18 protein-coding genes and 2 pseudogenes are annotated in these 24,508 nt (G+C 40.9%); 8 read left to right on the top strand and 12 right to left on the bottom strand.

What is annotated here, in order from left to right; translation table 11 throughout:
- Positions 1-800 precede the first annotated feature (800 nt).
- Positions 801-2,561, bottom strand: a complete 1,761-nt coding sequence (gene menD / locus V7L20_RS22585; protein WP_334746240.1) for a 2-succinyl-5-enolpyruvyl-6-hydroxy-3-cyclohexene-1-carboxylic-acid synthase — start codon at positions 2,559-2,561, stop codon at positions 801-803.
- Between the two features lie 176 nt (positions 2,562-2,737).
- Here menD and folB point away from each other — a divergent pair, with 176 nt between their 5' ends.
- The 3 genes and pseudogenes from folB (at position 2,738) to V7L20_RS22570 (ending at position 5,927) form a co-directional block, all read left to right on the top strand.
- On the top strand, positions 2,738-3,106 hold the full coding sequence (folB, locus tag V7L20_RS22580; protein WP_334746239.1) for a dihydroneopterin aldolase: 369 nt from the start codon (positions 2,738-2,740) through the stop codon (positions 3,104-3,106).
- Positions 3,107-4,054: 948 nt separating this feature from the next.
- A pseudogene (locus tag V7L20_RS22575) lies at positions 4,055-5,337 on the top strand (diguanylate cyclase domain-containing protein).
- Between the two features lie 29 nt (positions 5,338-5,366).
- A complete protein-coding gene (locus V7L20_RS22570) occupies positions 5,367-5,927 on the top strand; it encodes a sugar O-acetyltransferase (protein WP_334746238.1) in 561 nt (186 codons plus the stop codon).
- Positions 5,928-5,930: 3 nt separating this feature from the next.
- On the opposite strand, the gene V7L20_RS22565 is transcribed toward V7L20_RS22570, so the two are convergent.
- Both V7L20_RS22565 and V7L20_RS22560 read right to left on the bottom strand, forming a co-directional pair.
- The gene (locus tag V7L20_RS22565) at positions 5,931-6,311 is read right to left on the bottom strand and encodes a calcium-binding protein (protein ID WP_334746237.1); all 381 of its coding nucleotides are present in this window, start codon (positions 6,309-6,311) and stop codon (positions 5,931-5,933) included.
- Between the two features lie 334 nt (positions 6,312-6,645).
- Positions 6,646-7,629 carry a DUF1517 domain-containing protein gene (locus tag V7L20_RS22560; RefSeq protein WP_334746236.1) on the bottom strand — a complete coding sequence of 328 codons (984 nt, stop codon included), beginning with the start codon at positions 7,627-7,629 and terminating at the stop codon, positions 6,646-6,648.
- Positions 7,630-8,173: 544 nt separating this feature from the next.
- Here V7L20_RS22560 and V7L20_RS22555 point away from each other — a divergent pair.
- Entirely contained in the window at positions 8,174-9,379 is a 1,206-nt protein-coding gene (locus V7L20_RS22555) for a glycosyltransferase family 4 protein (protein ID WP_334746235.1), read from the top strand.
- Between the two features lie 25 nt (positions 9,380-9,404).
- Here V7L20_RS22555 and V7L20_RS22550 read toward each other — a convergent pair whose 3' ends face one another.
- The 4 genes from V7L20_RS22550 to V7L20_RS22535 all read right to left on the bottom strand — a co-directional run bounded on the left by V7L20_RS22550 (position 9,405) and on the right by V7L20_RS22535 (position 15,598).
- Positions 9,405-13,634, bottom strand: a complete 4,230-nt coding sequence (locus tag V7L20_RS22550) for an nSTAND1 domain-containing NTPase (RefSeq protein ID WP_334746234.1) — start codon at positions 13,632-13,634, stop codon at positions 9,405-9,407.
- A complete protein-coding gene (locus V7L20_RS22545; protein ID WP_334746233.1) occupies positions 13,618-13,956 on the bottom strand; it encodes a CU044_2847 family protein in 339 nt (112 codons plus the stop codon). The genes V7L20_RS22550 and V7L20_RS22545 overlap by 17 nt, the downstream gene beginning before the upstream one ends.
- Before the next feature lie 193 nt (positions 13,957-14,149).
- Positions 14,150-14,362, bottom strand: a complete 213-nt coding sequence (thiS, locus tag V7L20_RS22540) for a sulfur carrier protein ThiS (RefSeq protein WP_334746232.1) — start codon at positions 14,360-14,362, stop codon at positions 14,150-14,152.
- 180 nt (positions 14,363-14,542) lie between these two features.
- A complete protein-coding gene (locus tag V7L20_RS22535) occupies positions 14,543-15,598 on the bottom strand; it encodes a thiamine phosphate synthase (protein ID WP_334746231.1) in 1,056 nt (351 codons plus the stop codon).
- 602 nt (positions 15,599-16,200) lie between these two features.
- On the opposite strand from V7L20_RS22535, the gene V7L20_RS22530 reads away from it, so the two are divergent.
- The gene (locus tag V7L20_RS22530) at positions 16,201-18,141 is read left to right on the top strand and encodes a DUF1565 domain-containing protein (RefSeq protein ID WP_334746230.1); all 1,941 of its coding nucleotides are present in this window, start codon (positions 16,201-16,203) and stop codon (positions 18,139-18,141) included.
- A 57-nt stretch (positions 18,142-18,198) separates the two neighbouring features.
- Here the strand turns inward: V7L20_RS22530 and V7L20_RS22525 are convergent, their stop codons facing one another.
- Positions 18,199-18,546 carry a hypothetical protein gene (locus tag V7L20_RS22525; RefSeq protein WP_334746229.1) on the bottom strand — a complete coding sequence of 116 codons (348 nt, stop codon included), beginning with the start codon at positions 18,544-18,546 and terminating at the stop codon, positions 18,199-18,201.
- Between the two features lie 11 nt (positions 18,547-18,557).
- Here V7L20_RS22525 and V7L20_RS22520 point away from each other — a divergent pair, with 11 nt between their 5' ends.
- Both V7L20_RS22520 and V7L20_RS22515 read left to right on the top strand, forming a co-directional pair.
- Positions 18,558-18,902, top strand: coding sequence for a DUF433 domain-containing protein (locus tag V7L20_RS22520; protein WP_334746228.1), 345 nt, complete (start codon positions 18,558-18,560; stop codon positions 18,900-18,902).
- Between the two features lie 3 nt (positions 18,903-18,905).
- Positions 18,906-19,256: a DUF5615 family PIN-like protein gene (locus tag V7L20_RS22515; RefSeq protein WP_334746227.1), complete on the top strand. Its 351-nt coding sequence runs from the start codon at positions 18,906-18,908 to the stop codon at positions 19,254-19,256.
- A 77-nt stretch (positions 19,257-19,333) separates the two neighbouring features.
- Here V7L20_RS22515 and V7L20_RS22510 read toward each other — a convergent pair whose 3' ends face one another.
- The 3 genes from V7L20_RS22510 to V7L20_RS22500 form a co-directional block, all read right to left on the bottom strand.
- On the bottom strand, positions 19,334-19,471 hold the full coding sequence (locus tag V7L20_RS22510; RefSeq protein ID WP_334746226.1) for a hypothetical protein: 138 nt from the start codon (positions 19,469-19,471) through the stop codon (positions 19,334-19,336).
- A gap of 499 nt (positions 19,472-19,970) precedes the next feature.
- On the bottom strand, positions 19,971-21,179 hold the full coding sequence (locus V7L20_RS22505; RefSeq protein WP_334746225.1) for an SUMF1/EgtB/PvdO family nonheme iron enzyme: 1,209 nt from the start codon (positions 21,177-21,179) through the stop codon (positions 19,971-19,973).
- Positions 21,176-23,311, bottom strand: coding sequence for an NACHT domain-containing protein (locus V7L20_RS22500; protein ID WP_334746224.1), 2,136 nt, complete (start codon positions 23,309-23,311; stop codon positions 21,176-21,178). The genes V7L20_RS22505 and V7L20_RS22500 overlap by 4 nt, the downstream gene beginning before the upstream one ends.
- 144 nt (positions 23,312-23,455) lie before the next feature.
- Here V7L20_RS22500 and V7L20_RS32815 point away from each other — a divergent pair.
- Positions 23,456-23,533, top strand: a pseudogene (locus tag V7L20_RS32815) (tyrosine-type recombinase/integrase); the annotation flags it as partial.
- 784 nt (positions 23,534-24,317) lie between these two features.
- On the opposite strand, the gene V7L20_RS22495 reads toward V7L20_RS32815, so the two are convergent.
- Positions 24,318-24,508 (bottom strand): hypothetical protein (locus tag V7L20_RS22495; RefSeq protein ID WP_334746223.1); only part of this gene is annotated, 191 nt, incomplete at its 5' end.

Raw genomic sequence — 24,508 nt, 5'->3', positions numbered from 1 at the left:
CCCGCCTTTGGCATCCCCCTTCCCAAGCTACGGTGTACACACAAGTATAGGCTGCAAGGGTTCCAACCCTTTCAGCCCCATAAATACCCAAATTTTGAGCAACTGGAAACTTCATTTATCCCGCTAATTTTTAGGTGAGAGTTTGGACAATTTGTTTAAATTCCAAGATGTGTTTACTTAATTAATACGATAAATAGATTGGATAAAAATAGAGTACTTCGTGCCAACTTAATTGCTTACGTTAATATTTGCTGTTGCTCTTGAAGGTAGTTATCATTGCACAACTGTGCAAGGCGTGCTAAACCCAGGGTTAGCGCGTCTCAAACCCTATTGACAGGGGGATAATACTATCTGAAGTTTAGACTAAGCAGCAATAAATGACCTAGCAATGCTGAGTTCATAAAATACAAGCTTCAAGGATAATTGACTTTGGACAAAAAAGAGTTGTTCGCGTAAACTATACGCGAACAAAACAAATGATTAATCTTATTTATACTTTTCTACCTCTTATATCAAATCTGCTGATCCTATTAGTCATAAACTTCAGTAGTTTAAGTAATATAAATAACTATTTTTTTGATAATATTACTTATTTTACTTGGGATAAAAATATGTAAAAAAAGCGTATTAATTTCGCTGGCTTTAGCATGGGCAGAAAAAAAGGATAGCCACCAGATCCCTAACGCATAGTAATATCAACGACAAAGTATCTTTGGGTAACTGTGATACCACGAGCGTTTCTTAATATTTCCCTAATCGCTATATTTCATTCCGCTATTTAGCAAGACCGAACAGAATAATTAAATGACAACATCTGCCGCAAACTTCCTTAAATTCTCCTGTCGCCACTTGGCATCAGCTTTACGATTTGTCCGCAACTCTAAAACCCGAATTCCTGTATTTGGAAGTAGGTTGAATCTTTGCTGTAACTGTTGCCAAGAAGTAATCAATTCATGCTGCACATTATAAGTAGCGCACAACTGAGCAAAATCAATATCCTGGGGAGTGCCAAAAAACTCTTCAAATGGCGGGTCAAATTTGGCAATGGGTAACATTTCAAAAATTCCACCGCCATTGTTATTGATTAACAAAATTGTGAGATGTCCGACAAATTTATTACGGATTAAAAAACCATTGGTATCATGCAATAGAGCTAAATCTCCCGTTAACATCACACTACTTTGCTGGCGATGGGCAATTCCTAAAGCTGTAGATAATGTGCCATCAATGCCATTTGCACCCCGATTAAAGTGCGATCGCACTTCTAAATTATTCGGTTTCCAAAAATATTCTACATCCCGCACAGGCATACTATTGGCAATAAACAGAGGCGTTCCTGGCGGTAAAATCTGAGAAATTAACCAAGCTGCTTTACTCTCAATTATTTCATCTATTTTCCCCATCGTCTGGTCAACAACTAACCTAACCTTAGCTTCCACATCACACCATTGCTGCAAATAGTCTGAGGATAAAGATAAATTTATCTCCTCTGCTTTTATATCTTCTACAGATATCCGTAAATGCGTCGTCCTCCCATGCAAAGGGTCGAGGTTTTGGTCACTCTTATCAATTACCCAGCGTCGCGGCTGGGTTGCATCTATCCAGGTACGCAGTTCTTTACTCGTAGGCATTTCACCTACCTGAATCACCATTTCGGGCGCTAGCTGCTTTGCTAGTTGCTGATTTCGCAAAATCAGGTCGTATGTAGAAATCAAATAAGGGTTGAGTTCGGCATAATTTCTGACTGGGGAGAGTCCCTCAGCTAGCACGGGCCATTTGAGAGTTTGGGAAAGGTGCGCGATCGCTTTTGCATATTCCTGTGGTTGCGATGGTTGGGCAACACCTGCGATAATAATGCCGCGATCGGATTGTTTCCATTCTTTGGGCATGGGGCATGGGGCATGGGGAATTGGGAATTGGGTAGTACTTGCTATTCCTGCGAAAAAGTCTTCTGGGTGAAACTGTGATTGCAAATAGCTCAAATCAGTTCCACCCAGAACAGGTGCTAAAGGATCGCGAAAGGGAATATTCAAGTGTACTGGTCCCTTTGTAGGAGTTTGCGCTCTTTCCCAGCTATAAATTACTGTTTGTCGCAGATAAGCTAGCATTCCCAGATCCGTAGAGGGTAAGGCTAACTCTGTTTGCCAATTTGGGTAGTTTCCATATAATCTCAATTGATCTACAGTTTGCCCAGAGTGACAATCTCGCAATTCTGGAGGTCTATCGGTGGTTAATATCAAAAGTGGGACGCTACTATATGAGGCTTCGATTACTGCTGAATAAAAATTTGCTCCTGCTGTACCAGAGGTGCAAACTAGTACCACTGGACGACCGGTTGCTTTAGCTTGTCCCAAGGCAAAAAAGGCGGCGGAACGTTCATCGAGAATGGAAATTGCTTCAATCTCAGGTGCTTGTTGAGCAAAGGCGATCGCTAAGGGTGTAGAGCGCGATCCAGGACAAATAATAGCACAAGTCAATCCCAACCGCTTTAGCGTCTCTGTTAAAATATAAGCCCAAAGTTGATTAACATTCCTATAAGCGATCGGCATTAAATCAAACATAGCTATAAAACAATCTTAAATTTTAGATTTTGTTTAGGGATCAATTTAAAATCCATCTGGGATTTGACAAATGCAAAGATGGAACCCAACACCGCTATGCGAGTTTGTGGGAAAGAAAATCTCCAAGCAAACTTGCTCAAGTTTCTACAAAATGCACAATTTGCTCTCAAACATTTATGGACTGCATTCATTTAACGGGAATTCGCTGCTATGGCTACACTGGGTATCTGCCAGAAGAACAGGTGCTAGGACAATGGTTTGAGGTGGATGTGAGGTTATGGTTAGATATCTCCACAGCGGCCAAGACTGACGCGATCGAAGACACTTTAGATTATCGCAGCGTCATTAGCTTGATACAACATCTGGTCAAAACCTCTAAGTTTGCTTTAATAGAGAAATTGGTAACAACGATCGCAGATTCTATTCTCCAAGAGTGCGATCGTGTAACACAAGTTCAAGTCATTCTGAGCAAGCCTGCTGCACCTATTCCAGACTTTGGTGGCAAAATTAGCATTGAACTGACTAAAAGTAAGTTTAATCTCTAAAGTCCAAAAGGTGTTCTTTCTAAATATCTATTCTTGATGACTAAATACACCAAAAATCTAAAGTCTACTTCAATAGACTTTAGCTGTTAGCCTGGAACTTTAGTTTCAGGCGGGTGAGTCAGCCAACAGTTAAACTATTTCTAGTTTGAATTGACACCAACGTACAGATGTGCGTCCCTACGAGTATATACGTTCATCTGTAGTTAATTATTTTTTATGTACCCTCTTTATCCAGAAACTGCTATGAATAGTTTTAAATAATATTATTTCATTTATTATTGAAAATTTAAAACATTCTCTTAGACGATAATTTAGACACCGACTGAGACAAAAACTATTTGTAGAGAAAGCGGTAAGTAGGTGGGTCAAATTAAATAAAAAACCTCACCCTGCCTCCGGCTTCCCTCTCCTTACTAAAGAGACGGATTGAGAAGAAGGTTTGATCTTATGTTTAATTACGCCTACCTACTTATTAAAACTTTTAATTCTAGATAATCATTAATTTTTAGTAATATTATAGTGAGTGTATACTATTATATTAAATATAGTATACTATAATGTTTTCACTTACATAAAAGTACTATGCTGTTATTTAATTATTTTTTAGCCTTGATTAATTTTTACATACAATACTATACTAAATACTTATTTTGTTGAGAAAAATTATTACATAATTTATGAAAATCGCTTTTAATTGCTAGTAATTACATGGAAATTTGTCTTTGATGCTAATAGCTTGATATTAGCTATATAAAAGAATCATAATTAGCTCTGCCAAATACGTAAATTATTGGAGCTTAATAACATGATGTTATTTGATTGAGACTCAGTATTTATATCAAACAAAAAGACAGAATAGCTAGAGATTGTTTATGATAAAATAATGAAATTTTACATGAGTTGATACTCACAACAAAATCTTAACCTTAGCAAAAGGGTTATTGTAACATGTTCGCGTACAAAATCCTAGTTGTTGAGAATGAGAAAATCCTAGCCTCAAATATTAGAAAAAGGTTACAAAAATTAGGTTACTCGGTTTCAAAAATAACTAAGTCTGGTGAGGAGGTAATAAAAAAGGTAGCAGAAACTCATCCACATTTATTATTAATTGATATCTGCCTAGCTGGGGAAATTGACGGTGTACACTTAGCGAACACGATTCAAAATCATTTCCATGTACCTGTAGTATATCTAACAAAGTGTTCGGACTATAAAACATTACAAAAAATCAGTTAAGTGAGCCTTTTAGTTACAAAGTCAAACCATTTATTGAAAGTGATTTACATTTTACGATTGAAATGGCTCTGTATAAACATCAAAGCAAAAAGATATTATAGGAAGAAAAACAGATGCTGACGGCAATTATTAACAGCATGGGCTGTGCAGTGATTGTCACTTCTGTAAATGGTTGTATTCAAATGATGAATCCCAAAGCAGAAGTAATCACTGGCTGGAAGCAAAGTGAAGCATTGGGAAAAGATTTAGTAGAAGTCGTTAGCTTAGTTGACAAAAATTTAGGAGAAAGAATTGAAAATTTAGCTACATACGTAATCGAATCAGGCGAAATTTTCAATTTCCCAGAAAACTGTACATTGATTACTAAAGATGGTAGAGAAATAGCGATTGGGGATAATGTTGCACCTATCCGTGATCAAAATGGCAATATTACTGGCGCAGTTTTAGTTTTTCAAGACATCACCAAACGCAAGCAGACAGAGGCGCAACTGATTCGTAATGCTTTTTATGATGGGCTTACAGAATTACCGAATCGGGTTTTATTTTTAGATCGGCTCAGACAAACAATTGAACGTAGCAAACGTAGAAACGATTATTATTTTGCAGTTTTATTTTTGGATTTAGATGGCTTCAAGGAGATTAATGATCGCTTTGGGCATGGAATAGGGGATGATTTTTTAGTAGCGATCGCTAGACGCCTAGAGTCATGCTTACGCGGTGGTGATACTGTAGCACGATTTGGTGGTGATGAGTTTACAGTTCTTTTAGAGGATATTAAAGATATTACCGACGCTACCAATGTTGCCAAACGAATTCAAGACTCCTTACGATTGCCAATTAACCTGAATGGATATCAATTATCTACTACAGCTAGCATTGGTATTACTTGGAATTTTAGTAATTATGAGGAACCTGCAACTCTGCTACGGGATGCTGATATTGCTATGTACCAAGCTAAACGGCAGGGAAAAGCTACTTATGCCATATTTAGTTAATTACTCTAGCCGCTACTAAGGTGTATGTCATGGAAAAAACCGAAAAACAGAAAATGCTCGCAGGCGAATTATATCTGGCGGATGATCCAGAATTAGCTAGCGAAAATAAGCGAGCTAGTCGTCTGTTGCGAAGGTACAATTCTACAACCGAAGAACAGCAAGAGCAACGGCAGCAAATTTTGCAAGAATTATTTGGAAAAATCGGTGACAAAATATCAATTGTGCCACCCTTTCACTGTGACTATGGCAGTAATATTTTCGCTGGCGACAGATTTTATATGAACTATGGCTGTGTAATTTTAGACTGCAATACAGTTCACATTGGTGAAAATGTCTTGTGCGCTCCTTATGTGCAAATTTATACTGCTTATCACCCAACAGAGCCAGAAATTCGTCTTTATGAAAGAGAATTAGCTGCCCCAATTAACATTGGTAACAATGTCTGGATTGGTGGGAGTGCAATTATTTGTCCAGGTGTAACTATTGGCAATAACACAACCATTGGTGCTGGCAGTGTAGTTGTCAAAGATATACCGGAAAATGTTGTCGCTGCTGGCAATCCCTGCCGCGTCATTCGGTATTTATCCTAAAATTTAAAATTTATATCCTCTGGCAACCCAATAGAGCCAGTCTGCGATCGCTTCTTGAGTTTCGCTGTCAACATCAATTGCTGTTATTTCAGATAACTTTGCAGAATATACATCATCATCCTTACCATTAATGTAAGCTACTTCTACAAGCATATCTTTTAAGCACTCATCATCTGGGGCCATTCCCAGCACTTCCACTGGTTTCTCCTCCGTAGAACCTGATTTGCGTCCCTTCTTAGCCCATTTAGCCATAAAGGGAAAATTCAGAGTCTCTTCGAGGTAATAGTACCAACCCATTGCCCGATCTTCTTTATCTTCAGCATCTACAATGATCTCTGTTTTAATGCGATGCTCTCGGTTTTCGTCGGCTTCAACACTAGGCATAAGATAACACTCTACGTATAATGCATTTTGATAATATTACCAAAGTCTAGCCTGGGAATAATTTTTCTACAAAATATTAAGTATATAGGACTTACGTAACAGCTTACCTCAAACCCTTAATAAGGAGGCTTTTAGAGCTATCTCCTTTTTAAGCGGGATTAGGGGGGATCTAGTTTGAGTTTTCAGTGCGTAAGTCCTGCTATATCTAAGTTATACAAAAAACCGCTTATCATTGACAAACGGTTTTTTAATTATTGCCCTAAAAAGGCAACTTATTTGATGCGCCAACATGTCAAGTTCTTTCTTAGCACTAAAGCGCGAAATTTTTTAGAAATTAAACAAGTCTTAAATCTGGATAATTTGCCAGTACATCATCAGATGTCAAGGTATCATTTTCAGCTTGCGGAGTCCAAAGAACTTCAATTGCCAGAAGTTTCTCACTGGGGATACTACCAATTTGGCGCAAAGCTTGACGCAAATCATCAGCACTGTTAATTGCTGTAGGAATTTCAAACTTACCTAATGTCGCCGCCAGCAAGGTGACGATAATATATTCTCCAGGACCTTCGGTAAATAGGCGGGTGGGGTTATCGAGTTCACCAGCCGGAGGTAAAGTATCTTTGGCAAGGGCTGCTTTTAGCTGGTTGTTGACGTTAGAAAGAGTTTCTTCACTAAACTTGCTGCGTTCTGCCAGTAATAGCCGATTGAACTGACTTTCAGCTGAATTTAAACTGGCTTGTTGAGTACCACCGCCTGCATATACAAAGTATTCTGGATGGCGGAGTAAAGCTAGGCTGGCTTCTTGTAAAACTTCTGCTCTCCCTTGTGGGGTGTTAGTATCAGCAGTTTCAGCAATGTGGTTGAGTTCATTTTGCAATTCACGGGCTTGAGCTAACAAACCTACTTGCAAACGAGTTACAGAAACCGGAGAGTTACTGCTGTAATCTTCTTCTGTAGTTTCAGCGCTAGAGACGCGGCGGAAAGTTTGCAATATAAAATTAGCGATCGCAAAGAAAATTAAGATGCTAAATAGACCACCAAATCCTCCCCCAATACCCCAGAAAGGAAGTAGGAAGGGAAAGCCAAAACCACCACCAAAACCACCACCGGGATAGTATCCGCCGCCACCAGGAGGTGCGTATGTACGTGGTGTATAGGTGCGGCTAGAAGGTACTCTAAAAGAACCACCACCGATTCGACCCCCACTACGGGCCGCTAATGCTCCATCGGCGTGGCTAAGAACCAAAGTTAACACCAGTCCTAGCGCTAAGAAGCTTTTTAACAATGGTTTGATGGTTTGTTGTAGTTTTTTACGCATAATACTATCGCTTGGAAAACTGAATTATTTATGATTTCTCCCGATGCTGGTAGGAGTGTTTTAATCTGTCGCTAACGCCAGCCTGTAAAAGCTTGCTTTGTAGCATTCACGTAGCATAGCTTTTTTAAGGCTACATATTCAATCTACCGCGTCTTCTGTTGGGTAAGCAGCGATCACAGGGGGGATTTCTCGACAGGGGAACCGTACCTTAAGATATGTTCTTGGTAGTTTCTTCCCCATGCTCCATACTTCGACTACGTTCGATACAAGTGCCCTATTTTGCATGCCCAAAAATTCCACAGAGCAAGTGGCATGGAGTTTTTTATTGTTCATCATGCACAGAAATTCTCAAGTAGTGAGAAATTTTGAGCAAAAATCAAGTCAGACAATAAAAAACAATTTTATTGGCTAATTTTGTAAAATCGGCTTCAAATTTGTCTAACACATTCGTTTTAAAAGAAATAAAATAAGAATAAAGGCTTTGAAAATAATCCTAATTGTAAATAAATTAAAAATTATTTGAAGTAAAGTTATCAGCTTTATTATGGAACATATTTCTCAACTAACAGCCGAAATCACAGACAAAGCTGCATACCCAGATATCTTAGTCATATCCCGGATTTTCTTGCCGAAAGAAGCTGTAATTGGGGAATATATCTATAATCGCTGTCTCCAAGATCCAGAACGAGTAATTGTACTGGCGGCTAGTTGCTCAGGAGACAAAGTATTTGATCAAGGTCAACAGTTTCCCGTATATCGCTGGTTTTATCCTAGATACTGGCGTAGTGGCTTTGTGGAAAGTGTCCTGAAGCCTTTGGTGAATATCGTCTGCTCATTTGTCCTAGCAATCAAACTCTATTTTCGCTATCACTACCGTTATATAGAGTGGGCCCACGGCTATGATTTCCCTTCACTGTTGCTATTGAGTTATTTATTACCTATTCGCTTTTTTATCTATCTACACGGTAACGATCTTCATTGTACTTTACACAATCCCGTGCTGCGATCGCTATTTAAATTAACACTCAAACGCGCCGAAGGCATTGTTTGTAACAGTTCTTATACAAGAGATTACCTCAGAACTGCTTTGCGATTGGATACTCCTACACACGTTATTAACCCAGAAATCAGACCAGAGAAATTTGGTAATAATGTAGCGAGTCCCAGTAGCCTTGACGATTTACGTGTTCGCGTGCGTCAGGCGTACAACATTCCCAAATCAGCAATAGTTATTCTCTCCATCGGCAGGCTAGTAAAACATAAAGGTTTCGACCGAGTAATTGATAACATCCCACTATTGCTAACTTTTGGGGTCGATGTCCACTATATAATCTGCGGTCAAGGGTCAAGTGAATCGGAACTAAAATCTTTGGCGCATCGTTTGCGGGTAGATAAGCGCGTCCACTTTGCCGGATATATACCTGAGCGAGAATTAGCAGGTTATTATGCTGCTTGCGACATATTTGCCATGCTGACTTTATTGGATACTAAAGCTAATGATATGGAAGGTTTTGGTATGGTTTATTTAGAAGCAAGTTATTTCGGTAAGCCTGTAATTGCCCCTCGCTTAGGCGGTGTTTTAGATACAGTTCAGCATGAGGAGAATGGGATACTGGTTAATTCCAATTCTGGTTATGAAGTGTTTCAAGCTTTCAATCGGTTGTGCAAAGACCAGCAACTACGTGAGCAACTCGGTCGTAAAGGTAAAGAATTAGCCAAGCGTAGAACTCTTCATCGATCGCTTTACTAATCAGATTTGTGGACTTTTATTACATTCAAGGGCATACACTCAGTTTTTTCTTTTCATCAGGGTTAGTTACAAGGTAATCTTTAAGGCGATCGCATCCTTCCTTCAACAGTTCATCTAATCCCCGCATACGCCACACAATTACCGTCTTGTCTTCACTAGCTGTAGCCAGCAGTTTGTCATCCGGGCTAAAATCTGTACTATTAATATTACCTTGATGAGCTGTGAATTCTGCAACTTGTTGTCCTGATAAATTCCACAGCCGAATTTTGTTAGTAGCAGAAGCTGTCGCTAGGAGCTTACCGTCCCATGTGAAACGTACTTGTGTAACCCTGCCTTGATAAGTCTTAAATTGTTTTAACTTATTTCCGAAATAATCCCATAAGATAACCGTCCCATCATCTCCAGCTGTAGCCAGTTTATTTTCTTTGAGACTAAAATTGACCGTGTTGACATTGCCCTTATGACCGATCAATTTTATAGACGGCTTCTTACTACTAATATCCCATAGAAATGCCTCACTATTTTCTCCAACTATAGCTATAAGCTTGTCATCTGGACTAAATGTAACGCCCTTAACTTTGCCTTCGTGCGGAAATTCTTGCAACTTCTTTTTTGCGTTGAGATCCCACAGTATCGGTTTGCCATCATCTCCAGCACTAACAAGCTTATTTCCTGCGGTATTAAAATTGATACTCCATATTGCTTGAGAATGCCCCTCAAAAGGTTTCAAAGGCTTTAATGGTTCTCCGGTGCGCGTCCAGAGCTTTATTGTGCCATCTTTTCCACCTGTAACAATTAGGTTTTCTGCTTTGTCTGGGCTAAAACGTACAGTATTGACACCACCTTGACCGGCTTTAAATTTTGTTACCAGTTTACCTTCAAGGTTCCAAAGCCTAATATAGTCATCATCTGAAGCTGTAACCAGTAAGTTGCCTTCTGGGTTAAAACGAACACTACCAACAGCTTTTTCATGCCCCTCTAGTTTGATTAAGGGATTTTTGGGTTTGATTAATGATTTTTCTGAAACTGCCCAAAATCTCACCGTACCATCATCTTTTCCAGCAGTGGCAAGAGTATCGCCCTTCCTATTAAAGCGAATGCTGACAACACTGCCCTGATGACCCTTAAATTCTGCTTCCAGTGTTCTATTAAAATCCTTCCACAGCCTGACTTTGCCATCGCTACCTGATGTAGCAATCAGCTCATCATCACTAATACGAACTGCCTCCACACCTTCAGGGTGAGCCTCAAATTTTTTTTCTGCCAGTTCTTTTCCTGAAAAATCCCACAGCCTGACGGTACCATCATCTCCACCAGTAGCAAGTTGCTTTTCTTTGGGATGAAACCAGACACTGTTAACACTACATTTTTTAGTGTCTTTAACATTGCATTGATGACCTTTAAATATTGCTATCGGTTCTGTCTTATTTATATCCCAAAGTTTTGCCAGTCCATCCTCTCCAGCCGTGGCAAATTGTTGGTTATTATAAGGGTTGGGATTAAGACTTTTGATACTACCTCTGTGAGCAGGTATTGTTTTAAAAATTTTTCCTTGGAGAGTCCACAGTCTGACATAGCCATCATCTCCAGTTGTTGCTAATAGATTTATCTTGGGAAGAAAACGAACATTGTTAACACTACATTTATCACCCTCTTTTGCTAATTCGTATTCTTTTATGTCACATTGATGATGCATAGATGTTATGGAAGGTGGAGACCAATTCTGAGGTGCTGATAAAAAATTCCACATCTGTGAGACATCCCACAGTTTTACCCAACCATTACTTGTACCTGTCGCCAATATTGTTTGCTCTTCGTTAAAATCGATACTTTTGATACTGTTATTGTACAGTTTAGAATTTTTCAATGTTATCAATTGCTTTCCCTGGAAATCCCGCCATGTGACTGTGCCATCTTCTCCACTAGCAACAATTAATTCCTGTTGCTTATCCTTTTGAATAAAACGGATACTGTTTACACCTCTTTGGTAAGTATTGATTTGATTTGTTTGATGAATATTATCCAGAATCTTCTGCAAAGCTAGCAGTGGACTTGTGGCTGGACAGTCTTGCAAACAATTACCATTCCAAAAAGCCATCTTTTTAACTTCTTGTCCGGCTTCCATCGCTGACACTAAAAACTCGATTTCTCCAGCACCGGATTCAAAATTTCTTAAAGCAGTGACTCCAGAGGCTTCAACTTCAGCTGTCCATCGTAGCCAAAAAGCTATCACAGCCAGCATTGAGACTACTACTAAACCACCTGTCAGCCCAAATAGAGTAAGCTTGCGACGACGTTCTTTTTGCTGACGATCGCGATCACGCAGTGCCAAACTCTGCTGGATGAAACCTTGCTCTGCTTGGCTCAACTCATCTTGGCGGTGCTTGAGCCAATTTTCTGCCTCCGCTAGGGGGACACCTCGCAGCAATGGCCCCTCATCTTGTCCGGCATTTTCCCACTGACGCATTCTTGATCGCAATAATTCTTGCCAAGTGCGGAAAGAGCGATCACTCTCCATCCATCCGTGCAGTCGTCCCCATTCCCGAATCAAGGTTTCATGGACAATCTCTACTGTTTCTTTACTAGTAGTTTCATCACGTCCAGTTACTACTAGCCGCGCATCAGCTAGGCGCGTGACCAAATTCCAGTTATTTTCTGCCACTTCATTTCTGGTAGCGAGTCTGCGGGTGTCTTCTGTCCCTTCCCCAGGACGCACAAGTTGTACGAATACTTGCTGTACCCGTTTTTGTTCGTCTGGTTTGAGCTTGGCAAACTCAGCTTCTGCATGGTTCGCCAACGACTTTTCCACACCGCCGATCGCTTCATAAGCAGCATGAGTCATTTGACAATTTTGCTGTTTTGCCCATAGTTGCGTCAAAGTAAATTCTAGTAAAGGCAAATTCCCTGGTGAATCCGCCACTGCTCTGAGAATCCGCTCTGCAAGACCCTCTTCTAACCTTACTCCTTGCTTATTTGCAGGTCGAGCGATCACTTGCTGCAATTCTTCTCGGTTCATCGGAGCAAGTTTTAAATCAGTATTCTGCAAAGCATCGGCGAAACGACGATCAGAAAGTGCATATCCTAGAAAGTCAGCCCGCAAAGTCAGTAAAAGGGTAAAATTTTGTACCAGTTTAGCCGCTTCTAGTAATTGATTTAAAAATAGCTGGCGCTCTTTAATATCTGAGCAAGAAGTATAAAGTTCCTCCAATTGATCGACTACCAGTAACAGGCGCTTATCTTCGTTCTCTGACAAAATCTGGGATAAAAAAGTATGTGCTAGTTCTCCCTCTCGCAACGCACCAGCTAATTTTCTAGCATCAATATCTTGTTGTATTTTCGTTTCATTTGGTTCACGCAGGCGTACAATTACTGCTGCTAGTTCATCTACAGGATGAGTTTTTGGGCGAAAAGATTCGATGAGCCAATTGCCTTGTTGGCGTAGATGCGGAATCAAACCTGCAAACACTACGCTAGATTTACCACTACCAGACGCCCCAATCACCGCTACCAATGACTGTTTTTGGACTGTATCTACTAGTTTTTGGGTGAAAATATCCCGCCCAAAGAAAAATCTTGTATCTTCTTCCCGGAAAGGAAATAAACCACGATAGGGACAAGAGGCAATAGCTTGCTCACTTAACACAGACCATGCACTCACCAACACTTGTGTGGGAATCATAAACCCAACTTTAGCTTCTGGTCGGTTGATGTCTACTGCTACTGCTATTCCTGCTATACCCTGAAGCTCACCATCCCATATAGGCGCACCACTGAAACCAGGCTCTAGTTTATAACCAGCTTGTTTCACATCCTCTACCTGCACCCAACCTTTAGCTGTGCGTCCACGTAAAACGCCAGTAGCCCAAACACCATCTGGTTGTCCCCCTGGAAAACCTAATACTCGGAAACGATGTCTTGCCCAATCATCAGATGTAATTAATGGTTCGAGTAGAGCTTTATTTGGAGGAGAATGTTTTAATTCCAATCCAGCAATATCTTCTACTGCCATACTAGGATTCACAGGTCGCCAGAAAACAACCTTAGCTTGGAGGAGTTGTTTAGCTGCAACTAGGGGAAAATCTAAGGTGATTTCTGCATCTGGCATTTGGGCAGTTGTTCTAGAAAGTCCCAAGGCATCAGCTACTACATGGGCGCAGGTGAGGATGTATTTTTGGGAAACTAACAAACCAGCACCAATTACTTTGCCACTGTTGGAGTAAATCCTGACAATAGATGACTCAAGGGGTGCTGCCATTTTGTGAATCTCTATTCCATTTCAGGGTGATTTCATAGTTGACTTCACTATTACCAGAAGCTACAACCGCCCCAAGTTGAGCGCTAATTTTGATGCCAAACTTGACTTCTACTTCATCTGCCGGTTGTTTGATGCTGCCTATTTTAGTAATAATCGCATTAGCTATCGGCTTAACGGTTTCTAGGGCTGACTCGAAAGTTTGTGTAGCTTTATCAACCACTTGGTCTCGCAAACCGATGCGATCGTCGGTCTGTGCGGCTTCGTCTACTTCAACAAGAATGGATTCGCCACTTTCAAGAGAAAATTCTACTATGCGTTTCACAACTAACTTATAAAATTGGGTATAAATAGATAAAATTCAATTTACATTGATTGTAGAAGGTTTTTTATTATTTAAAGTTCACAGATAATGCGAGTTTTAGAATCTAACGATAATTTTGCAACCCCAAATTGGTTGATCAGAAATATGCCGAAAACCCTTGAAGTTGAAACAGATTAAAACTGGCTCAAATCAACTAACCACCACCAACAATAGTTACTACTTCTAAGCGATCGCCTGGCTGCACTTTTGTTTCCGTCCAAAACTGGCGATGTAAAATTTCGCCGTTATACTCTACAGCTACCAAGCGGGGGTTAAAACCCAACTGTTGGAGCAAATCGGGTAAAGAAGTTTGAAATGAGCAGCTATGGGTTTCTCCATTTACCTGAACCGTAATCTCATTAGACATAAATGTGGGGAGTGGGAATGGGGAATTGGGTATTGGTTACTTACTTTGGACAAATGATTAATACTTCGACTACGCCCCTCGGCTTTGCCCTTCTCTACGAGAGGCTGCGCCAACGACTACGCTCAGGACAAGCTCGGGCTAAACTCAGGACAAGCTCAGTACAAGTGACAAATGACTTTTTTAAAGTTCTGGTTTAATGCGATTGAGTTGAGAGAGCAAATATTGAGTTACTAGGGTAGGCTGTTCGGCTTGCATGAGCGATCGCACCACTGCTACACGTTCGGCTCCGGCATCGATCGCATCATTGATATTATTTGCATCTATTCCTCCAATTGCAAACCAAGGAATTGAGCAATTTTTGGCTGCATAGCTGACGTATTCTAGCCCTGTTGCTGCCTTACCTACTTTTGTGGGAGTTTCATAAACTGGCCCTACGCCAATATAATCTACATCTTCAGCAATTGCTGCTTGCATTTCTTCTTTATTTGTGGTAGACAGCCCGATCAGACGTTGTGAACCGAGTAGTTGCCGAGCAACAGCAATAGGCATATCTTGTTGTCCCAGATGCACACCATCGGCATCGACAGCTAAAGCCACATCCACGCGATCATTAACAATGAACAAAGCGCCGTAGATGTGGCATAACTGTCGTAATTTTCTCGCTTGTTCCAGACGCAAAGAATCATCGGCGGTTTTGTCACGGTATTGTAATAGCGTTAATCCCCCTTTGAGTGCAGCTTCGACAGTGTTCAACAAATTTTCACTAGGGGAAGTTACAAGATACAAACGCGATCGCGACAATAATTGATGGCGCTGATGACCCATTAAACTACTTTCTAAGGTATAAACCTGATAGCGCATCTGTTTACAAGCTTTAGCCATAGTTGGGTGATAAAGCTTACCGTATTCTTCCAACACCCGCAATGCTTCTTCTATCCGACAAAAATTAGCTTGCAACACCGATTTGATACTAGCTCGTTGTTCTTCTTGAGGATGGGTTAACTCAGTCCCAGGATCGCCTGGTGTATCTCGCGCCGCTCGTAATTCTGGGGTATGCCACTTGGCGATCTCTTGCCGCAAACGCTTACATTCAAGAGCCAACTGGGCATTGTTCAACCCAAACCGACACCATTCCTCAATAATTCGCAAGCCCTCACGAGCGCGATCTAAATTAGCATCTAAAATGCGGTAGATAACTTGTTGTATTTGTTCTTTTTGGCTGTATGGCTCGACCATTACAACAACCCTGTTAGTGCTTTCATCGGAATGTGAATTATCATATATCCTAGTAACCATAAGTTAATTAATTTGCTTTTTTTACTCAATTTTTGCAGGATTTACGTAAAATAACGTAGTAGTAAGGGTTAAGGGAAATTATCCCATGTTCCTACAGGCAGTGATAAGGGTAGTTTGAGGCTACAGTTTCACACTAAGGTTAGTCAACCCCTTCCCTACGAGACGCTGCGCGTAGCTTATGCACTAGAAAATCCACAATGAACAAATTAAATTTGAGACTGCATGGATACTATTTAGAGAGCATTTATACAGTAAATTTTAACTTTGAAATAGAGCGCTTTCTCGCCCAAAACATTATCTGAGCCAATTATTGAAACTCACTGTATATATAGTCTCACTAATAATTAACAAATTTTACAGTGGGGGTATTTTGGCGTTTGCATAGCGTGTCCTTTAGGACAAGGTATTGTTGAACAGACACAATATCATTTATTACACTGTCTTAAAAATCCTCACTCGGCCAATATGTGAGTAATATTATCGACATAATACTCTTAGAGAGTATAAGAATTTATGGTTACTTCCAAGGAGTTGTGTTAAATATGATTCACCATCGGATGTTTCCTAAGTACCATAGGGTAGATATTATGCTTGCGAAGCTTAAGTTTTTCAAATCAGCAAAGCTTTTATTTTTTAGTTTATCAGTATTATCTTTTACCATAAGCATGGGAGCGGCAAGTATGGCGTTTCTGGGTAGCGCGTTAGCAAAGCTCGCCGTTGGCAAAGCCTCTCGTAGAGAAAGCATTGCTCAGATGCCATCAATACCAAATTCAGCACCTCTGGTTGAGAAAACAAATTCTCAGGTTAACATGCTGTTTGTCAACCCAAATGGTGGAGATGACAAAGCAGGTAATGGTAGCGAATCCGCTCCTGTGAAAACAATTACCCAAGCTTTACGATTAGCTAACGCCAACACTGTAATTATGCTCTCTACAGGCACTTATAGCGCCGAGACAGGAGAAGAATTTCCCTTAATATTGAAACCGGGTATTTCAATTCAAGGCAACCCTAGCAATCAAGGTAAGGATATTGTAATTCAGGGAGGTGGTGATTACCTGAGCCGGAGCTTTGCCGGTCAAAATGTCGCAATTGTTGGAGCAAACCAAACCTTAGTCACTGGGGTAACGGTGACGAACCCAAACCGCCGTGGTTATGGTTTATGGGTTGAATCTAGTAATCCAGTAATCGCAGAAAATACATTTATTGGCAGTACTCAAGATGGGATTTCTGTCTGTGGTAATGCTGCACCCACTATTAGCAAGAATTACTTTGATCGCAATGGAGCCAATGGCATTACAATTGCTGGTAATTCCAGTCCCCAAGTGAAAGAAAATGTCTTTCACGAAACGGGTTTTGGGATCAATATTGCCCAAAATGCCGCCCCTATACTTATAAGTAATCAAATTCAGAACAATAGATCGGGAATTGTCGTACAAGCAAATGCCCGCCCGATTTTACGGAATAATATTATTCAAGATAATAAAGAAGATGGTTTAGTTGCGATCGCTCAAGCAATGCCAGATTTAGGCAACGCATCCGAACCAGGGGGTAATCAATTTCAAAATAATGCCCGCTACGATATTAACGCCAGTGCTGCTAAACAGATGATTTTTGCTGCTGGAAACAACCTTGTGAGCGATCGCATCACTGGTAAGGTAGATATTAACGGTACAACAGCACTAGTAACCGAAAATTCTCAACCCGCTCCCAACAGCGTATTACAACAAATACCACCAAGTGGGGAAATCACCTTCTCGGCTCCTGAAATCTCTGATACTACCAATGGGCAAACCAGCAACAGCACTTCAGCAAATAATCCTGTTCCTACACAATTAAACAGTCAACTGCTGCCATTGTTGCCAGCTAATATATCGCTTTCTGTGCCTATATCCAATCAACAGCAAGCCACCTCTAAAGTTGCTGGTTTTCCTACTCCTAGCAGCTTGTTGGCTAGACAAATACCAACTAACACTTCAAGAGTTGCAACTTATAGCCCAGCACAGCCACCTGATGCAGCACAGTTAAATTATGTGCAGATTGAGCCTAAGACGATTGAGTTTACTGCTCCTGAGTATCCATCCAATTCAGTTGCACAGCCACAAGTCTCAAATATGACGGATCAAACACAGCAGCCATTACCAATACAAGAAACTTCTCCCTCAGCTGCTTCGGCACTTTTACCACTTGCCCATCACAATATCCCCATTGGTAATACTCGCAATCTGCAAACAAGTTCTGCAAGTATTCCCTATAATGGTAACTCTGCAAGACAATTTGGTGTACGTTATCGCGTAGTAGTGCCACTTGCAACTGATAAGGATCGAGATTTGGTAAAATTCCTTGCTCCTGATGCGTTTCTCACAGTTTGGGATGGTCAAAGAGTTATGCAAGCAGGAGTATTTAGCAGTGAATATAACGCTAAAGAAATGCTCAAAACACTCTCTAATAAAGGTTTAAGAGCCATTATGGAGCCATTGAATTAATTGGGCATTGGACACTTGTACTGCCCTTCTCTACGAGAGGCTGCGCCCTAAGCGTAGCTATGCCGCAGGCTTTACGAGTACGCTCAGGAACCGCGACTTGCCTTGAGCGACTTGTGCCGACTTGTACCGAGCGACTTGTACTGAGCATCTCGACTTCGCTCGATGGAACCGTAGTCGAAGTAAGCTGAGGTAGCGACTTGTACTGAGCATCTCGACTTCGCTCGATGGAACCGTAGTCGAAGTAAGCCGAGGTAAGTTGAAAGGAGTCGAAGTATTGGGCAAAAAAGGTGGAGGGGAAAGACTTACATCCCCTCCAGTCTTTTTCCTCAATTTTGAATTTTGATGTAAGGGCGATCGCTCTTTAACGGGTAAAGTAAACTGAAGATAGAAATACCACAAATCCAAGAATTGCCCCCATGAGCGTTCAAATCGAATTTCAGGTTACCGCTCCACCGTTTCGTTGGGATGAAGCTGGAGGTATTCGCATCGGTCAAAGCCGCGTTACTCTCGATAGCTTGCTAGCAACATACCATAACGGCTCTACACCTGAAGAAATTGCTGTTCAGTATCCCGTTCTCTGTTTAGGGGAGATATACGCAGTGATCGCATATTATCTCACTCATCGCCAAGAAATTGACAATTACCTAGAGCAGCGTCGCAAAAAAGCTCAACAACAGCGAAATCAATTTGTCCATCAGTATAATTTAGCTAATCTTAGGCAGCGCTTGCGCGATCGTTATCAGCCCCAAGGAGAATTCTAGCCAGTGCGTCTATTGACTGATGAGAACTTCAATGGCTCGATATTGCGGGGCTTGCTCAGACGTTTACCTGGATTGGACATTGTTTGTGTCCAAGATGTAGGTTTAATCCATACTGATGATTCCACTATCTTAGAGTGGGCAGCCAATGAAGAACGCATCTTGCTTACCCATGATGTAGCAACGATTACTGTTTATGCTTGTGAGCGAATCAACAAAGGTTTGTCTATGCCTGGAGTTGTTGAAGTTATTGCAACGGCTCCGATCGGACAGGTCATTGACGACTTATATTTATTCGTTCGTTGCAGTAAGTTTGGTGAATATGAAGGTCAGATCCTTTTCATTCCCTTTTCTTGATTGTAATGGCGATCGCGGGTCAAAATGAAATTAATCGACTTGAGATAACGATGCACCTTAAAATGAAGTCAATCGACTTAAGAGAGCGATCGCTTTTCTAATGTGGAGGAGGCAATCGCGGTTTCATCAAAGGAGCGATCGCACACCCTTATATCTGCGCTGATTTGGCGACTTGCGTCTGGATACAGCAGGCTGAGTTTTTTCCGTTTTACCAACTTTCGGTGATTGGCGATCGGCTAAGATATCCAGGGCAGACTAATGATGAAACTCGACGGAACAAGAGGTAGCGTTACCGTCAGTATGCCAGATTTTTATCGTTTTACCAACATTCGGTTATTTGTTGGATTTACAAAATATTTTTAAGGGCGTTTATTTTAGTTGCCTTCATGATAGCGGGTTATTTTTGACAAGCGAGGTGTGCTCACCGTCGAAAATAACCCGTTATTGGGGTGTGTTCCACCTAATGGCTCTTTGGTGGAACACACGCTTAGAGTGAGAAAAATTCCTTTGTAAATACCAACTTATGACCCATTGTTGGTAAAACAATAAAAGTCTAATTATAGTTAGGATGTCACCAATTCATAAAAAGGGGATCTGTGAGTTAAAACACCCACTTTAGCAGTGAGCTTAAGAGTGCTTATCTGAAAAGTATTGACTCTCAACCTGCTATAATTTATTTGGCGGAATAAAAAGTTCATATACTTGAAAAATTTGCTAAATGTTTTCCTTAACAATCCGAATGCCCTCCCACGCTACCATCCGCCCTGCTATTCGCTCATCAAGTAATACAAAGAAAGCATATAAATTAAAAGTTTTATTTCTTTTCTTTATATAGTCCAATGTTAAATTGTCATAAAATTCACGAGTTAATTTACTCAATGGCAATACTCTTAGCTTTCCAGATATTTTTTCATACATATACATATCTGATAACCAGCACCAGAGAACACAAATTAAAAGCAAGTAGGAGCGGGTAAGGGTAAGATTACCAGGAGCAAAGGTAAGGTTACGGTCACGGGCAAGGTCACAGTCAACGTCAAGGTGATGAGCACGGACACGAGCACGGTTACGCACAAGGTCACGAGTATTGGCAAGGACATCGGCAAGCTCTTGAGCATTTTGATGGGCAAGCTTTCGGTCATTAGCAATCGTACGGACAAACTCATAGCCCAAGGTACGAACAATCTCACGTATACGATTTTCATCCATAACAAGTCTAGCAGCAAGGACATTAACAAGATTACCAACAGAAGCACGGAGAAAGTCAACTACAAGAGTGCGGATACGAACACCAGCATTAATAAAAACACGGACAAGGGTAAGGATATAGGCAAGGGTAAGGGCACTGGTAAGATCTTTACCAAGGGCAAAGTTACTAGAAAGAGAACTGGCAAGATCCCCAGCAAGGGCACCGTTAAAATCGACGGCACGGGCAGAGCTACGGGCAAATGCAGGGGTATGCTTATCGACGTGAGCTAAATTGCTTATCCAGACTTGGTCTTGCCAAACTTGCCATTGACTATGCTCTATTCCCGCAATTACCTTCTTTTCTCCATCCTTACACCAGCATCCAATTTGCGTTTCATTTACTGAGTAGTTTTCTGCTTCTGTTAATGTTGGCAGTCTGTATTTAAATCCTGGTGTAGAGTTATGTTGAGTCAACCATTCACAAAACTCCTCAGCATCACTAGCTCTTACTCCAGTGACTGGTTTTGTCGCATCTCCAGGTGGAAACCTGTAACTTGTCCAATGATCAGGCTGACGATGTTCACCTACTTTTAACTTTTCATCAATAAACAATTGATATTCCGAGCAGGTAATGTAGCTCTTGTCAATTGCAACATTCTGCTCAATTTGAAATAGGTTGTTTCGCAGTCGCCGTAATAGCAATGTCTTAACTGTGAGTTCAAAATTATCTGTCATCGACTTTCTAAATCTGCATCTTGCTTTTGTTCAATTTTTTTTCGTAAATCTGGATCTACACTTAAACCTTCTTCCAAGCAATCATAAACAAGTGCCATAGCCTCAACTGATTGAGTTGGTATGTTTAAGATTTCATTAATTATATTGGTAGCATTACTTTGAGCAGCATAGAGACGAATGGTTTCAGCCCACCAGGAATTATTAATATTTTTGATTAAAACATTTTCTTGGTTCGATTCCTTTACCTGAACTGCTGCTAAGTATTCCTGAAAACTTAAATGAGCAAATTCATAAACACCTAACTCCTTTTCTACTAACAGTCCATTGACATCCCGAATTTGCTCGAGAAAATCTTCTGGTTTCGCTTTCTTGCCAGCAACGGTTTCTAACTTATTTTTAATTATTGAAATTCCTTCAAATAGCTTGAAATCACGAGTCTTCTGTTGCATCAACATTAATGCCAGCACTTGTAACACAGATTGCTTTTGGGTAGCGGTTAGAGAATCGCCAATATTCTTAGCTCTCGGTCGCCTTTCTAATAAAACCTGGCAAATTTCCTTGTAAAGCTCGACTCGTTTTCCTGGCAGGGCGCTACCACGACGATGAACCGTGGCAATCATTGTTAGTAGCAAAGGATTCACTGCCATGTCTCTTAAAGGTGTACTATCTCTAATTCGCTTAATTAAATCATCAGCTTGTTTTTTGGCTTCTTCCCGCACTCCTAAGTCTTCTTCCCCAGCGCGGCTCATGACCTCTGTTTCCAAATACCAGTTATGAACAAACTGCTGTATTTGCTTCAAGCTGAAAGGTTGCACCTCTAGGACTGTTACCTCTTGTTGTAGCTGTGCATTTTTATAGCCAAATGGTCGAGAAGTTAAAATAAAAGCTGTGTCTGGGTATGCCTGCATCTGTTCATCTACCCAACGGGTAACTATTCGGCGCTGATGTTCATCTGCCACTTCATCCAACCCATCCAGCATTACCAAACATTTGTTTTGACGTAATTTTTCAGCAAACCACTTAGGAGGTGGATTGAGCGGCTGAATTTTTCGTTGCTGCTTTACTTGCTCAGTAATCAACTCTGCCAGAGGCAATTGCCTATTGACAATTCTCTGGTACACATCATTGAGATATAATAAGACTGGAATTAATTTTGGCGCTTTAGGATGCCGTTTTCGCTGTTGTTTGGTAGCATAAATCAGGGTTAAATATCTTAGAAGTGTAGTTTTTCCCGTTCCTGGTGCGCCTAGCACTGCCATACGCTGAAACGTCGGTTCATCATCACCAATTGCTGCTAAAAAATCCCAAATTTGTTTTTCCCTCGGGTTATTCTCTTCTCTCTTCTTTTGTGGAATAATTCTGGAACCTGCCAGACTTGCTTCTTTTGTAACAATCTTAAGTGGCACAAATACCTGTTGCAATTTTAGGATGCGGTCTTTATCCAATCCCTGTGTCTGATAATCTCGAGAAGTATAAATCAAACTTTGGTAATATTCCCTCTGAAATGGTGAAGTTGATTCCCAAAATTTACTGACGATGAGATCAGCAACAAGCGGTTCCGTCTGTTCCAGCCATTGCTTAATATTTTCTAAAACTCGATTTATAACTCCATAAATAAATGAGCTTAAAAATGCCAGTATCACCAGAATTGCTGTCAGTAGAGACCACAGAACGGCTGCTATCAATTGAAATTTGATAAGAAAATAAAGGGTTATGAACAGTCCAGCACCAGGAATAGTCCATATTAGCCGCCAACGCCACTTTCTTGGTAAAAGTACTCCTGCTGGCAGTACAGTTCCCACAGCAAACAGAAACAGGGATATATAAGAAACTGTTTGCCTGTATTCAGTAGGTAAATAGCTGCTTATTGAATAAAGGGTAACACCTCCTAGCAGAGGTAAAAAGCCAACAATCCCATTTTGGTTTGCTGGGACTGAATTCTGCTGAGACTGCTGAGATTGGGATTGCCAAAAGTTGATTATAATAATTGCAACAATACATACTGCCATCAGTAAAAAAGTTTGGTTATTATTGCCGCTTGGTTGCAACTGATTAACTAGATAAGCAAGCGCAACATTACTGATGAATGTCTGTAGCAGTGGTAGCAACCAATATTGGATAAATCTTGGCATAGGGTATTAGACAAACAAGCGTGATTGCCTACCAGTTAGGCATATATCTATATAAATAAAAAACATACCTCAGAAATTAGCATCCCTCGAAAACGAACTTTATACTGGTGCTAGCAACAAATCTTCTTGTTATTCTAATGCACCTTGATACTGCTGCTCTATCGTCACGGTTTGCGGGTAGGTGAGGTCGCGGCGCTTCGTTGGGAGCAGGTAGACTTTGCAGGCGCAACGCTCCATGTCAACCGCCTCAAAAACGGTTCCCCAGCAACACACCCTCTCTCTCTATGGCGATGAACTACGGGCGCTCCGGCAACTGCGGCGAGATTATCCCAATAGCCCCTGACTCTTCATGTCTTCGCGTGGCTCCCCTTTCCCATCCATGCCCATATGCTATGCCACGCCTATGGATATTATTTTGCTAGAGAGAAGACGGATAAGCTAATCGGCATTTAAGTTGCATGAAGCTAGGACTGAAGCCCTTACTACAAACGAATCATTCTGGAAAAATGAGTGACGATTAGCTTACCCGCACTATTCAGGGGTACTTAGGACATAAAAATATTCAGCATACCGTTCGATATACACAGCTATCCCCCGAACCGTGCAAAGGACTTTGGAAGAAAGCCTGAGTTACCTGTAAGATGTTGGTTACATTTATCCAATGCGATGTCGCATTGGATAAGTCGCATTGGATAAACCGCATTCCACAATTGGGCTATTAAGTAGAATGGGTGGCTGAAAGTATTCATTACTCGTGCTCGTGAGCGGTGTCACCACATAAGTGTGTTTTACCAACTTAGGGTTATAAGTTGGTATTTGAGTTCTGACTGGATTATTTAGTAACTATGTACTAAAAAAGTGTCTGCTTGTAGCCTTCTTGTATTTGGTTAAAACAGAGAAGTAAAAAGTTGAATTATATTTATGATATAGCAGGGGACAGGGAACAGGGAACAGGGAACAGGGTCGAAAGTCGCTTGGTGTCTGGGTTTGATATTAGGTTTATGTCCTAAACGACTTGGCGACAGCTATAGTTTTCAGCGCGATCGCCTTCGCCGTAAATCGGGTTAAGGCAAGAAAACTCATCATCTAATACCTCAACACGACTTTGAAGTACCTCAACACAACTTTGAAGTACCTCAACACAACTTTGAAGTACCTCAACACAACTTTGAAGTACCTCAACACAACTTTGAAGTA

It is taken from the genome of Nostoc sp., from assembly GCF_036916735.1.
In the GTDB taxonomy this organism is placed as follows: Bacteria; Cyanobacteriota; Cyanobacteriia; order Cyanobacteriales; family Nostocaceae; genus Nostoc.
Note: the sequence above shows the minus strand (reverse complement) of the source record. Positions and strands in the feature narration are given on the sequence as shown.

Excerpts from the sequence above, each read along its gene's own strand:
- menD (WP_334746240.1), bottom strand. The coding sequence starts at position 2,561 with ATGTTTGATTTAATGCCGATCGCTTATAGGAATGTTAATCAACTTTGG.
- folB (WP_334746239.1), top strand. The coding sequence starts at position 2,738 with ATGGACTGCATTCATTTAACGGGAATTCGCTGCTATGGCTACACTGGG.
- V7L20_RS22570 (WP_334746238.1), top strand. The coding sequence starts at position 5,367 with ATGGAAAAAACCGAAAAACAGAAAATGCTCGCAGGCGAATTATATCTG.
- V7L20_RS22565 (WP_334746237.1), bottom strand. The coding sequence starts at position 6,311 with ATGCCTAGTGTTGAAGCCGACGAAAACCGAGAGCATCGCATTAAAACA.
- V7L20_RS22560 (WP_334746236.1), bottom strand. The coding sequence starts at position 7,629 with ATGCGTAAAAAACTACAACAAACCATCAAACCATTGTTAAAAAGCTTC.
- V7L20_RS22555 (WP_334746235.1), top strand. The coding sequence starts at position 8,174 with ATGGAACATATTTCTCAACTAACAGCCGAAATCACAGACAAAGCTGCA.
- V7L20_RS22550 (WP_334746234.1), bottom strand. The coding sequence starts at position 13,634 with ATGGCAGCACCCCTTGAGTCATCTATTGTCAGGATTTACTCCAACAGT.
- thiS (WP_334746232.1), bottom strand. The coding sequence starts at position 14,362 with ATGTCTAATGAGATTACGGTTCAGGTAAATGGAGAAACCCATAGCTGC.
- V7L20_RS22535 (WP_334746231.1), bottom strand. The coding sequence starts at position 15,598 with ATGGTCGAGCCATACAGCCAAAAAGAACAAATACAACAAGTTATCTAC.
- V7L20_RS22530 (WP_334746230.1), top strand. The coding sequence starts at position 16,201 with ATGATTCACCATCGGATGTTTCCTAAGTACCATAGGGTAGATATTATG.
- V7L20_RS22520 (WP_334746228.1), top strand. The coding sequence starts at position 18,558 with ATGAGCGTTCAAATCGAATTTCAGGTTACCGCTCCACCGTTTCGTTGG.
- V7L20_RS22505 (WP_334746225.1), bottom strand. The coding sequence starts at position 21,179 with ATGACAGATAATTTTGAACTCACAGTTAAGACATTGCTATTACGGCGA.
- V7L20_RS22500 (WP_334746224.1), bottom strand. The coding sequence starts at position 23,311 with ATGCCAAGATTTATCCAATATTGGTTGCTACCACTGCTACAGACATTC.